Here is a 12,139-nt window from a genome sequence, read left to right on the forward strand (position 1 = left end):
AGGACCGCTCCGCCCGTGCCGAAGAAGAGACGGCTGCTGGCTGTCGCGGTCGTGTCCGGCGCGCTCACCGTGCTGTTGTCGGCGCTGATGCCACTCGCACCCGTGACGATCAACGATCCGACCGTCACCTGGCCGGTGAACGCCTCCGCGCCGCGGTCCACGATGCTCGCGCTCAGCGCCTACCGTCCATTCGAGATGGACGCGCGCTTCGGCTGCGCGACCGCGCGTGCCGCCCATGCCGGCGGTGGCTTGGTGTTCGCGACGGTCTCCCCGTCTGATCCGACGCGCGGTCTCGTCGTGCGGGCGGAGAACGGCCGTCTGCTGGTGAGCGGTGTTGCCACGCTGAGCGACCCGGTGCCACCAGGCGACTGCGCGTACCAGATCCGCGGCGACCGCGACGGGTTGGCCGTCCTGCGCGACGGCACGGAGATCGGCCGATCCGCGACCATGCCGGACGTGCACCTGCTGGCGACCTCGATCACCAGCCTGGCCGGTGCCGACCTGTCCGTGCGGATCCGGGTGGACGACCAGTTCAGCACCAGTCCGGCACCGCTCAAGATCGTGCTGATGGTGGTGCTCGCACTGTCCGCGGCGACCGCGTTCGCCTGTCTCGTGCTGCTGGATCGCCGGGTGCGGCGCGAGCCGGGGCGGTTCCGGTTGCGGCTGGGCCCGGTCGACCTGATCGTGCCCGCGATCATGCTGGTCTGGTTGTTCCTGGCCCCGATGTCAGACGACGACGGCTATTACAGCGCGATGGCCAGGAACGTGCCGTTCGAGGGTTACGTCGGCAACTACTACCAGATCCTCAACCAGGGCTTCACGCCGTTCTCCTGGTTCTACTACTTCCTCGCGAAGTGGCAGGCTTTCGGCTTCGCTCCGGTGGTTCTGCGCATCCCGGCGTTGCTGTTCGGCCTCGTGACCTGGTTCGCCGCCCGCCGGTACGTGTCGGGCAGGTTCAGCGGAGTCGTGCTGGGAGCGGCGTTCCTGGCCTGGTGGCTACCGCTGGACATGGGTGTGCGGCCCGAGGGTGTCGTGACCATGTGCGGCATGCTCACCCTGCTGGCGGTGACCGCCGCGATCGAACGACGGCGACTCGCGTTGCTGGGAGCAGCCGTGGGCGTCGCCGGTGTCGGGTTCTTCGCGCACCCCACCGGTTTCACCACGCTCGCGCCGCTGCTGGCGGGTCTGCCGTTCGCGTGGAAGCTGCTGAGCGAGGACGCTGGCTGGCGCACGATCGTGGCGAGGACGCTCGCCGTGCTCTCCCCCGGTGCGGTCGCGGTGATCATGGCGTTCAGCGACGGCAGCCTGCGCGATTTCGGGTACGCACAGGAGATCTTCAAGAAGATGGCCGGCTCCGAGACCTGGTACACGGAGTTCGCCCGGTGGACGTTCCTGCTGAACCAGGGCGACGCCATGGCGAACTACGCCAAGCGGGCCCCGGTGCTCGTGTGCGTCGTGGCGCTGGTCTGGTTCGTCGTGCTGATCACGGCCGCGCGGGCGCGCCGGATCGACGTGCCACCGCGGCTCGCGCTGGCGGGCTGGTCGACGCTGTTCGCGTTCTTCCTGCTGTGGTTCACCCCCAGCAAGTGGACGCACCACTTCGGCAGTCTCGCCGGGATCGGGTCGGTGTTCCTCGCGTTGATGTTGCTGGGCTCGGTGCCGTTGGTCCGCGAACTGACCAGCGACCGGCGCGTGCCGGTTCCGGTGCTGCTCGGCGGTGTGGTCAGCGTCGTAGCGATGCTCGGACTGGCCGGGCACGGCGCCAACATGTGGCCGTACTCGTGGCATCTCGGTCTGCCGTCCGCGGGCGTTCCGCCGCACCTGTCGGTGCTCAAGTTCGACAAGCCGTACTGGTGGCTCCTGCTCATCGCGATCGTGGCGTTCGTTCTGCATCGGCGGGGCAAGGGTTCCTACGCCTCGGTCATCGCGATCCCGGTCGTGGTCGTGATGTTCTTCGCGGCCAACATCACCTACCTGGTGGGCGGTTTCGCGGTCGCGACGGTGCGGACGCTGGACACCTGGTCGCCGTGGGCGGCGAGCGTCCAGGACCCGCTCGCCGAACGCTGCGTCGCGGCGGACGCGATCGAGGTGGCGACACCGCGGGCGCTGGTCCCGTTGCCGGACAGGTGGTTCGCGATCCAGAGCGACCAGCTCGCGACCGTCGTGACCGGGGAACCCACGCCGGTCACCTACGAGTACGCGACGTCGAACGCGGAGGTGCTCAGCACCGGCGAGCTCACCGACAACGTGACCAGCACGCTGCGGCGAACCCTCGTGCTGCCGCCGGCTCCGAAGGGCGCGACGCAGGTGCGGCTCACCGGCCAGGGCGAGTTCACCGCGCCCGCCGCGCAGAAGTACGTGCCGCTGCGGGAGTTCCTGCCCCGTGAGGCGGCCGTGGGGGTGGCGTGGCAGTTCGCGTTCCTGTTCCCCTGCCAGCGCCAGCCGCGCATCCAGGACGGTGTGATCGAACCGATCTCCTACGCGGTGCAGTGGGGCGACACGCAGTGGCTCGGCCTGAGCGACGCGACGTGGCAACCCGTGCGCGGCGCGTTGTTCGGCGACGTCCTCTCCTCGCAGGAGGTCACCGCGCTCCCGGCGCGGCTGAAGGACTTCCCCGGCGCGTATCCGATCCAGGTGTACCAGACCAAGCCCCTGCACGAGACCGGCCAGTACACCATCACCCACGACCGGCAGACCCGCATGGGCTGGGAGGGCGTCCGATGAGCGACCGTGAAGCGGAGGTGCTGGTCGCCGTGCAGTCGGCGCTCGCGAAACCACCGGTGGTGCGAGCGGCCCGGCTGCTGTCGTTCTTCGGCGAGCACAGCGCGGGCTGGGTGGCGCTGGGCGTGGCGGGCTGGTTCGTGGACCGCCGCCGCCGTCCGGAATGGACGGTCGCGGCCACCTCCGTGGTGGCCGCGCACGCCGCGTCCATCGTGGTGAAGCGCGTGGTCCGGCGCAGGCGCCCGCACCACGCGGGCGTCCAGGTGCTGGCGGGCACCCCGAGCAGGCTGAGTTTCCCGTCGTCACACGCGACCTCGACCACCACGGCCGCGGTCGCCTACGGCGCGCTGACCAACCAGCCGCTGGTGCCGATCCTGGTGCCACCGATGGTGATCAGCAGGCTGGTGCTGGGCGTGCACTACCCGACCGACGTGCTGGCCGGCGCCGTGCTGGGTGCCGTGGTGGCGCGCGGTGTGCGCCGCGCCGTGTGGGGGCGTCGATGACCGTGGCGACGCAGACCCGGCCGTCGGTGGTTCGTGGCCTGATCAAGACTGCCCGGCCGCACCAGTGGACGAAGAACGCCCTCGTGCTGGCCGCACCCTTCGCGTCGAGCAGGATCACGGAAGCCGCCGTACTGCGTTCGGCGGCGCTGGCGTTCGTGGCGTTCTGCTGCGCGGCCTCGGCGGTGTACCTGATCAACGACGCCAAGGACGTGGAAGCCGACCGCGCCCATCCGAAGAAGCGCGAACGGCCGATCGCGGCGGGCATCGTGCCCGTGCCGCTCGCCGTCGGCACGGCAGGTGTGCTGATGGCCGCGTCCCTGGCGGTCGGCGCGGTGGCGGGCTGGAAGCTGCTCGTGCTCATGGTCGTCTACCTGGCGGTGCAGCTGGGCTACTGCTTCGGCCTGAAGCACCAGCCCGTGCTGGAACTGTGCGTGGTCGCGTCGGGGTTCCTGCTGCGCGCCATCGCGGGCGGCCTGGGCGCCCACATCGCACCCAGCCAGTGGTTCCTGCTCGTGACGGCGTTCGGATCGCTGTTCATCGTGGCGGGCAAGCGGTATGCGGAGATCAAGCTCTTCCACGCCACCGGTGCGGCGATCCGCCACTCGTTGACCAAGTACTCCGAGACCTACCTGCGGTTCGTCTGGGCCACCTCGGCCGCTGTCATGAACATGACGTACGGCCTGTGGGCGTTCGAGCTGGGTCAGCGCACCAGCAGTCCGTGGGCCGCCCTGTCCATGGTCCCGTTCGTCATCGCCGTGCTCCGCTACGCCGTCGACGTCGACAGCGGCAAGGCGGGCGCGCCGGACGACCTGGCCCGCTCGGACCGCGTCCTGCAGTCGCTGGGCCTCGCCTGGGTGGTGACCGTCGCGCTGGCCATCTACCTCTGACCGGGCTCTGACCGGGATCAGTCGAGTTCCGCGACCCGCGCCTGCAGGTCGTTCACGAACCGGCTGAGCAGGCGCCCGAACGTGACCTGGTCCTCCTCCGACCAGTCGGCCACCGCACCGGTGAACCAGCCGAGGATCGCCTCCAGATAACGGCCCGCCGCCGCGGCACCGGAGTCCGTCAGCTCGATCAGCCGGGCGCGCTGATCGGTCGGATCGGTGACGCGGCGGACCAGGCCGGCGCCCTCCAGGTCGTGCAGGTGCCGCGTGACGTGCGGGCCCACGACCTGCATGCGCGCGGCGATCTCCCCCACTCGCAACGGCTGGCCGGCCATGCGCAGCGTCATGAGCACGGTCAGGCCCGGGCGGTCGATCGGGAGGCCCACGTGGTCCATCGCCCGTTCCACCAGCTGGCTGCGGTTGAGCACGGTGCCCAGTTGCATCAGGTGCGGCAGCACTGCCGCGGGGTCGAGACGCTCGCTCATCTCACACCTTACTTACCTAACTTAGGTATATGCTTGCCGTGGTCTCGCTCACACCGCGGCGATCACCGCGGCCCGAAAAAGGATACCTAAGTCAGTTAACTGGAGGAGCCATGAGCACCGTCCTGATCTCCGGCGCCGGCATCGCCGGGCCCGCGCTCGCGTTCTGGCTGCGCAGGCGCGGTTTCGACGTCACCGTGGTGGAGAAGTCTCACACCCCGCGCGGCGGCGGCTACCCCATCGACATCCGCGGTACCGCGTTGGGGGTGGTCGAGCGGATGGGGCTCCTCCCCCGGCTGCGGGAGGCCCACGTGAACACGCGGCGGATCACGTTCCTCAACGCCGACGGCAGCCAGGTCGCGTCGATCCGGCCGGAGGTGATCACCGGTGGCGACGGTCGTGACCTGGAAGTGCGGCGCGGCGACCTCACCGAGATCCTGTACGACACCGTGCGCGACGACGTCGAGTTCTTGTTCGACAACAGCATCGTCGCCCTGAACGATCATGCCCGAGGCGTGGACGTGACGTTCAGCAGCGATCTTCAGCGCACCTACGACCACGTGGTCGGCGCTGATGGGTTGCACTCGGCGGTGCGGGAGTTGACGTTCGGGCCGGAGGAGCGGTTCCACCGTTATCTCGGCTACTGCTTCGCGGGCTTCACGATGCCCAACGACCTCGGCCTGAGCCACGAGGGCGTGCTGTGGAACGAACCCGGCCGCGCCGCCGCGCTCTACGCCGTGGGTGAGGGCGAGAACGTGCACGGGTTCTTGAGCTTCACCCGGTCTGAGGCGCCGTTCGGTGCGTTCCGCGCTCCGGAGGCCCAGCGCGCACTGGTCACGGAGGTGTTCGCCGATGACGGCTGGGAGGTGCCGCGGCTGCTCAAGGCCATGCACGCGGCGGACGACCTGTTCTTCGACACGGTCAGTCAGATCCGCATGCCGCGCTGGTCGTCCGGCCGCGTCGCCCTGGTCGGCGATGCCGCGCACGCCCCGTCGTTCCTGACCGGGCAGGGGTCGAGCCTCGCGCTCGTCGGGGCTTACGTGCTGGCCCGCCACCTGGGCGACGCGCCGGCGTACGAACGGGAGGTCCGGCCGTTCGTCGAGGCGAACCAGGACCTGGTGGACGTGGGCGACGCGGAGCTGTTCCCCGGCACCGCCGAGGCGTTGGCCGCGCGCAACGCCGCCCTGCGCGAACGCACGACCATGCCCGCCGAGGCCGGCCGCCCCGAGCACTCCGCGTTCATGCTCCCCGACTTCGAATAGTGTCGCTCCAATGCGGACGTTCAGCCAGGTCGACGTGTTCACCGACGAGTTCACGAAGGGCAACGCGCTCGCGGTCGTGCACGACGCGGAAGGCCTGACCGCCGAGGAGATGGCGGCCTTCGCGAACTGGACGAACCTGGCCGAGACCACGTTCCTCCTGCCACCGGAAGACCCCGCCGCCGACTACCGGGTGCGGATCTTCACGGTGAGCCGCGAGCTGCCGTTCGCCGGCCACCCCACGCTCGGGTCGGCCCGCGCGTGGCTCGCCGCCGGGCACACCCCGCGCGATCCCGACCGGGTGGTGCAGGAGTGCGGGGCCGGGCTGGTCGAGGTGCGCCGCGACGGCTCGCGGCTGGCGTTCGCCGCGCCACCGCTGGTGCGCGGTGGTCCGGTCGAGGACCATGCCGCACTGGCCGCGGCGCTGGCGATCACGCCGGAGGAGATCGCCGGCGCGCAGTGGGCCGACAACGGGCCCGGCTGGGTCGCGGTGCTGTTGCACTCCGCCGAGGCGGTGCTGGCGGTGCGGCCCGACTACTCGCGGTTCGGTGAGTTCACCGGGCTCGGTGTGGTCGGGCCGCACAGCGACGGTGGTGACGCCGCGTTCGAGGTGCGGGCGTTCATCAACGAGGGCAGCCGGTACGAGGAGGACCCGGTGACGGGCAGCCTCAACGCCGCGATCGCCCAGTGGCTCATCCCCGCGGGCATCGCCCGGCCGCGGTACGTCGCGGCCCAGGGCACCAAGCTCGGGCGCCGTGGGCGAATTCACCTCGAACAGGACGGCGACCGGATCTGGGTGGGCGGCAACACGATTGTCGGCATCACCGGCCGGGTGGCGCTGTGAGCCCTACCCCGCCGCACGGGGTTTCAAACGTTGTTCTTGATCGCCTTCGGGTGACAGACTCGGTGCGTGGTCGCGGTTTCCAGCTGGTTGCGGTCGCCGTGCCCCGCACTCGTCGTCGACGCTGCCGGTGTTGTGCACGGCATGAACGACGCAGCCAAGTCCCTTTTCCCGCAGCAGGTCTCGCTGCCGCGGTGGCAGCACGGCGAGTCCGTGTCCATCGCGGAACGCTGCTATGCCGCGCACCGGGTCGACCACGAGGACGGCTCGTCCACCTGGTGGTTGCTCGACGAGACGGACCTGTGGCTCGAACGGGAGCGGGCCTCGCTGCTGATGCGGATGTCCAGCGCCCTGATGACGTCGCTCAACCCCGAGCGGTGCATGAACCTCGTGGCCGAGCTCGCGGCCACGCACCTCGCGGACGAGGCGCTCGTGATCGCGCCGCGGTCGAACCACGGCCACCCCATCACGCGCTGCCTGCGGGGTGAACCGCCGACCTACGAACTGCAGCACGTCGACGTCGAGGACGTCGTGGGTCTGGGCGAGGCGCTGCGCGGATTCCCGCCCGTGCCGTCGCGGTGGATCGACCCGGCCGCGGCGCCCGAGTGGCTCGCCAAGGGCGTGGCGTCGATCGTCGTGACGCCGTTGCCCGGTCACGGCGTGCCGGCCGGCGCGTTGATCCTCGTGCGGCGGGACAAGCAGTTCAGCGAGAGCGAAGAGGCCTTCGCGCGGATGTTCGCCTCCCGTGCGGGCGTGGCGATGTCGGCGGCGAACCTGTTCACCCAGCAGGCGGTGATCACGGAACGGCTGACCAGGGACCTGCTGCCGCCCGCGCTGCGCCGCTACGAGCACGTCGAGCTGGCCGGTCGCTACCGCGCGTCCGCCGACACCGAACACGTCGGCGGCGACTTCTACGACGTGCACGAACTTCCCGACGACGAACTGTTCGTCGTGCTCGGCGACGTGTGCGGCAAGGGGCTCGACGCGGCGGTGCAGACCGGCAAGGTCCGCACCGCGCTGCACGCGCTCCTGCAGGTGGTGACCGACCACGACCGCATGCTGCGGGCCCTCAACCAGGCGCTGCTCACCGCGGACCACTCCCGCTTCGTCACCGTGGCCGTCGGCACCGTTCGCCCGGTCGACGACGGCCTGCGCGTGACGCTGACCTCAGGTGGACACCTGCCGCCGCTGATCGTGCGGGCCGGCGGCGCCGTCGAGGTGGCCAAGACCCGCGGCACGCTCGTCGGAATCCTCCCGGACATCACGACGACGACCGACGAGGTGGTGCTCGCGCCGGGCGACTCGTGCCTGCTCTACACCGACGGCATCACCGAGGCCTGCGGCGGTCCGCTGGGCGACGAGGAGTTCGGCGAGGACCGCCTGCACCGCGCTCTGGCCGCGTGCGGTGGCATGCCGGCCGAGGCGCTGGTGGAACACGTGCACATGCTTGCGGCGCAATGGATCGGTGCCGGTGGCCACGACGACATGGCGGTGCTCGCGATCGCCGCGCCGCGCCGGAGGTGAACGTGAAGGCCGTCGACTCGTTGTGGGAGGCCGTGCTCGACGGTGACGAACACCGCGCGACCGGCGTGGTGCTCGACGCCGCCGAAGAGCTCGGCCACGAGGTCGTGCTGCTCGACGTGGTCGGCGCGGTGCAGCGGCGCGTCGGACTGGAGTGGGCGGCGAACCGGATCAGCGTCGCACAGGAGCACTCGATCACCGCGATCAACGAGCGTGCGGTCACCGCGTTGTCGATCACCAAGCCCTGGCGGGAGCCGGTGCACGGCCGGGTGACGGTGGCGTGCGTGGACGGCGAGTGGCACGCGTTGCCCGCGCGGTTGCTGGCGGAAGTGCTGTCGTTGCGCGGTTTCGCCGTCGACTACCTGGGCGCGCAGGTGCCGGCGCCGCACCTGATCACGTACCTGCACCGCACCAACCCGGACGTGGTGGCGTTGTCCAGTTCCATCGCCACCCGGCTGCCCTCGGCGCACGCCACGATGACGGCGTGCCAGGCCACGGGCGTGCCGGTGATGGTGGGCGGCGCGGCGTTCGGCACTGACGGCACGCACGCGCGGAGGTTCGGCGCGAACGCGTGGGCCGCTGACGCGCGGTCAGCCGCGGACATGCTGTTGTCGCAGACGTTGCCGGTGCCGACCGCGCCGCACCAGCCGATCGACGACCTGCCGCACCTCGCCGACCAGGAGTACACGCTGGTGAAGCGCAGCGCGGGCGAGCTGGTGCGGTCGGTGTACCGCGGACTGGAGGAACGCTTGCCCGCCATGCGTTCCTACAACGACGAACAACGGCAGCACACGGCCGAAGACCTCGCACACATCGTGGAGTTCCTCGCGACCGCGCTGTACCTGGACGACGACGGGTTGTTCCGCTCGTTCCTGTTGTGGACCGGCGAGGTGCTCAACGCGCGCGGAGTACCCGCACGGGTGTTGGAGCCCGCACTGGACCTGCTCGCCGCGCAGCTGCGGGATTTCCCGCGTGCGCAACGGATGCTGGCCCAGGCGGGCTACATCATTACGGCTTGTCCGCGACCTTGATCTTGCCCTCGATGATCTGGGCCTTGTAGCCCTCGAGGATGCCCTGCAGCTTCGCGTCGATCTTGCCGCCGGACGTGGCGTACCCGACGCCGTTGACCTTGAGGTCGAACACCTTCGGCAGCGACGCGAGGTCGTTCTTCGCGGCGGCGCGGAAGAAGTCGAACACCGCGACGTCGACGCGCTTGAGGCTGGACGCGACGATGACGTCCCGGTTGGCCGCGAGCGCGGGCTGGTTGTACTGGTCGGCGTCACACCCGATCGCCAGCACGCCCGCCTGCTTCACCGCGGCGAACACGCCGATGCCGGACGCGCCCGCGGCCGGGTAGACGACGTCCGCACCCTTGTCGATCAGGCCCTTCGCGGCCTCCTGGCCCTTCGGCGGGTCCTGGAAACCGGTGAAGTCACCGGCCGGGGTGATGTACTTCTTGTCCACCTGGATCTTCGGCGCGGCGGCCTTCGCACCCTGGACGTAGCCCGCCTCGAACTTCTGGATCAGCGGGATGTCCACGCCGCCGACGAACCCGACGTGGCACTTCTTGCTCTGGTACGCGGCGACGACACCGGCCAGGAACGAGCCCTCCTGCTCGGCGAAGACCAGCGGCGTGACGTTGGCCGCGCCCTCGACGGCGGAGTCGACCAGGCCGAACTTGACGTTCGGGAACTCCGGCGCGACGACCTTCAGCGACTCGGTGTAGGCGAAGCCGACGCCGACGATCGGGTTGAAGCCCTCGGACGCGAGCTGACGCAAGCGGGTCTGCTTGGCGGACTCGTCCTCGTTCGGCGCCGCGGAGAGCTCGCGGGTGTTCTCCTTCTTGACGCCCATCTCCTTGATCGCCTGGTCGAACCCGGCGGCGGCGAGGTCGTTGAACGACGCGTCACCACGACCACCGATGTCGTAGGCCAGACCGATCTTCAGCGCGCTGCCGTCGACCTTGTCCCCGTCGGCGGCGGCACTGGTGTTCGAGGTGGCGGGCGCGCTGGGCGGCGTCGCGAACTCGCACCCGGCACCGGCGGCGTTGGTCGGCGCGGTGTTGCCGGAGTCTTTCGCACAGGCGCTGACCACCATGAGGCTGGTCAGCGCGATCGCGGCAACAGCGGTGCCACGCATACGACGGCGCACGGCTCGTCTCCTCCCATAGGGCTCTTCAGCGCGGACGGTACCTCTCGCCGTCACCGATTTGGTCTAGCGTTCAACTACTGGGAACTGATGCTCGCGACCAGGTTGATCGTCGTGGCCAGCACACCGGTGCCGAACAGGTACGACAACAACGCGTGCTTCAGCGCCGTGCGTCGCATCTCCCGGCCGGACAGGCTGGTGTCGGACACCTGGAACGTCATGCCGATGCTGAACGCGACGTACGCGAAGTCGCCGTAGTCGGGCGGTTCCTCCTGGTTGAAGTCCACGCCTCCGTCCGCGCCGTAGTAGTAGAGACGGGCATAGCGCAGCGTGAAGATCGTGTGCACGACCGTCCACGACAGCACCACCGACAACACGCCGAGGCCCACGCGCAGGAGTTCGGCCGCGCCGGTGGTCTGCGCGGCGCGGGCCAGCACGAAACCCACCGACACGAGGCTCGCGATGGCGGCCACGAGCAGCAACACCTCGGCGACCCGGCGGGTGGGGTCGTTGCGGACGGCGTGCTGGGCGGTCTCCTCCGCGTCCATCGGCCAGATCACCAGCCACGCCCGGACCAGGTACACGAGCGTGGCGACGTCCCAGCCGACCAGCGGGCCGAACTCCGCGTGCCCGGTGATGAGCGCGACGACCAGCCCGCTGACCGCGCCCGCGGCGACCGCGACGGCGACCTTGGTCCGGGCGAGGACGAAGCCGTCGGGCAACGAACGGGACGGAAGATCATCCGGCATGATCGCCGAACCTACCCGAGCCCGGTCGCGCTCACTTGCCGGCGAGCGCCTCGGGCAGGGTGAGGTACAGCTCCAGCGTCTCGTTCAGCGTGGTGGCCCGCAGCGCCCGCAGGACGCTTCCCGCCGGGGACACCAGCCGCAGCGGTGTGCCGCGGTCCTCCCCGAGCAGGTGGTACTCCACGAGCACCGAGAGCCCGGACGACGCGAAGAACGCGACTTCGCTGAGGTCCAGCACCACCGGGAGGCCGGCCTCGAACGCCGCGGACAGCTTGTCGCGCAACAGACCCGCGGTGTAGGAGTCGACCTCGCCCTCGGCGCGGAGCACGACGGCGGCCTCGAGTTGCTCGGAGTCCACCCGCAACAGCTCGGCTTCCACGTCACGCCTCCCAGGCTTGGTTGAGCGCTTTCTCGAACAACTCGGCCGGCTGCGCACCGGCGACGGCGAGACGGTTGTCGAGGACCACGAACGGCACACCGGTGACACCGAGGTCACGAGCGCGCTTCTCGTCCGCGCGCACCTCGTCGGCGTACGCGGCGGGGTCGTCGAGCACGGCCTTGACGTCGGCCGGGTCGAGCCCGGCCTCGGCGGCGATCTCGCTCAGCGACTCGACGGTGAACAACGAGCGCGCCTCCGCGAAGTTGGCGTGCAGCACAGCGTTGAGCACCTCCTGCTGCAGGCCGCGCTCTCCGGCCAGATGCAGCAGCCGGTGGACGTCGAAGGTGTTGCCCACCTCGCGGTCCAGCCGGTACTCGAGACCCGCGTCCCGCGCGAGCTGGGCGACGGAGTCCTCCATCTCACCGGCACGCGGGCCGAACTTGGCGGCGAGCATCTCCTGCACCGGTTCGACGGTGGCTCTGCCCGGATCCAGCTCGAAGGCGCGGTGCACCACGGTGATCTCGGCGCGGTGCTCGAACCCGGCCAGCGCCTGCTCGAAACGCGCCTTGCCGATGTAGCACCACGGGCAGATGACGTCAGCCCAGAACTCGACCTGCATCGCTCGATCATCTCATGCCCCGAACCGGCCCAGAAA

At 70.1% G+C, this 12,139-nt stretch carries 12 protein-coding genes; 7 read left to right on the plus strand and 5 right to left on the minus strand.

Features of this window, described 5'->3' with window-relative positions:
• Window positions 1-15 precede the first annotated feature (15 nt).
• Genes G7043_RS44280 through G7043_RS44290 form a run of 3 tightly spaced genes read left to right on the plus strand, consistent with a single transcriptional unit; the run spans window position 16 to window position 4,111 of the window.
• Complete coding sequence (locus G7043_RS44280; protein ID WP_166055134.1) at window positions 16-2,724, plus strand: arabinosyltransferase domain-containing protein; 2,709 nt, start codon at window positions 16-18, stop codon at window positions 2,722-2,724.
• On the plus strand, window positions 2,721-3,224 hold the full coding sequence (locus G7043_RS44285) for a phosphatase PAP2 family protein (protein WP_166055136.1): 504 nt from the start codon (window positions 2,721-2,723) through the stop codon (window positions 3,222-3,224). Before G7043_RS44280 ends, G7043_RS44285 begins: the two co-directional genes overlap by 4 nt.
• On the plus strand, window positions 3,221-4,111 hold the full coding sequence (locus G7043_RS44290; protein ID WP_166055138.1) for a decaprenyl-phosphate phosphoribosyltransferase: 891 nt from the start codon (window positions 3,221-3,223) through the stop codon (window positions 4,109-4,111). The genes G7043_RS44285 and G7043_RS44290 overlap by 4 nt, the downstream gene beginning before the upstream one ends.
• 17 nt (window positions 4,112-4,128) lie before the next feature.
• On the opposite strand, the gene G7043_RS44295 is transcribed toward G7043_RS44290, so the two are convergent.
• The gene (locus tag G7043_RS44295) at window positions 4,129-4,593 is read right to left on the minus strand and encodes a MarR family winged helix-turn-helix transcriptional regulator (RefSeq protein ID WP_166055140.1); all 465 of its coding nucleotides are present in this window, start codon (window positions 4,591-4,593) and stop codon (window positions 4,129-4,131) included.
• 110 nt (window positions 4,594-4,703) lie between these two features.
• Between G7043_RS44295 and G7043_RS44300 the strand changes: the two genes are divergently transcribed.
• The 4 genes from G7043_RS44300 (at window position 4,704) to G7043_RS44315 (ending at window position 9,242) form a co-directional block, all read left to right on the plus strand.
• Complete coding sequence (locus G7043_RS44300; RefSeq protein ID WP_166055142.1) at window positions 4,704-5,852, plus strand: FAD-dependent monooxygenase; 1,149 nt, start codon at window positions 4,704-4,706, stop codon at window positions 5,850-5,852.
• Window positions 5,853-5,862: 10 nt separating this feature from the next.
• Entirely contained in the window at window positions 5,863-6,693 is an 831-nt protein-coding gene (locus G7043_RS44305) for a PhzF family phenazine biosynthesis protein (protein ID WP_166055144.1), read from the plus strand.
• Between the two features lie 66 nt (window positions 6,694-6,759).
• Window positions 6,760-8,214 (plus strand): PP2C family protein-serine/threonine phosphatase, encoded by a 1,455-nt coding sequence (locus G7043_RS44310; protein ID WP_313888397.1) that lies wholly within the window; start codon window positions 6,760-6,762, stop codon window positions 8,212-8,214.
• 2 nt (window positions 8,215-8,216) lie between these two features.
• The gene (locus G7043_RS44315; protein ID WP_313888398.1) at window positions 8,217-9,242 is read left to right on the plus strand and encodes a cobalamin B12-binding domain-containing protein; all 1,026 of its coding nucleotides are present in this window, start codon (window positions 8,217-8,219) and stop codon (window positions 9,240-9,242) included.
• Here G7043_RS44315 and G7043_RS44320 read toward each other — a convergent pair.
• The 4 genes from G7043_RS44320 to G7043_RS44335 form a co-directional block, all read right to left on the minus strand.
• A complete protein-coding gene (locus G7043_RS44320; RefSeq protein ID WP_166055245.1) occupies window positions 9,220-10,350 on the minus strand; it encodes a BMP family lipoprotein in 1,131 nt (376 codons plus the stop codon). The two genes, G7043_RS44315 and G7043_RS44320, sit on opposite strands and share 23 nt — an antisense overlap.
• Window positions 10,351-10,436: 86 nt before the next feature.
• Complete coding sequence (locus tag G7043_RS44325; protein WP_166055148.1) at window positions 10,437-11,108, minus strand: DUF1345 domain-containing protein; 672 nt, start codon at window positions 11,106-11,108, stop codon at window positions 10,437-10,439.
• A gap of 31 nt (window positions 11,109-11,139) precedes the next feature.
• On the minus strand, window positions 11,140-11,484 hold the full coding sequence (locus tag G7043_RS44330) for an STAS domain-containing protein (protein ID WP_166055150.1): 345 nt from the start codon (window positions 11,482-11,484) through the stop codon (window positions 11,140-11,142).
• 1 nt (window position 11,485) lies between these two features.
• Window positions 11,486-12,103, minus strand: a complete 618-nt coding sequence (locus tag G7043_RS44335; protein WP_166055152.1) for a DsbA family oxidoreductase — start codon at window positions 12,101-12,103, stop codon at window positions 11,486-11,488.
• Window positions 12,104-12,139: the final 36 nt, after the last annotated feature.

It is taken from the genome of Lentzea alba (assembly GCF_011067745.1).
Taxonomy (GTDB): Bacteria; Actinomycetota; Actinomycetes; order Mycobacteriales; family Pseudonocardiaceae; genus Lentzea; species Lentzea alba.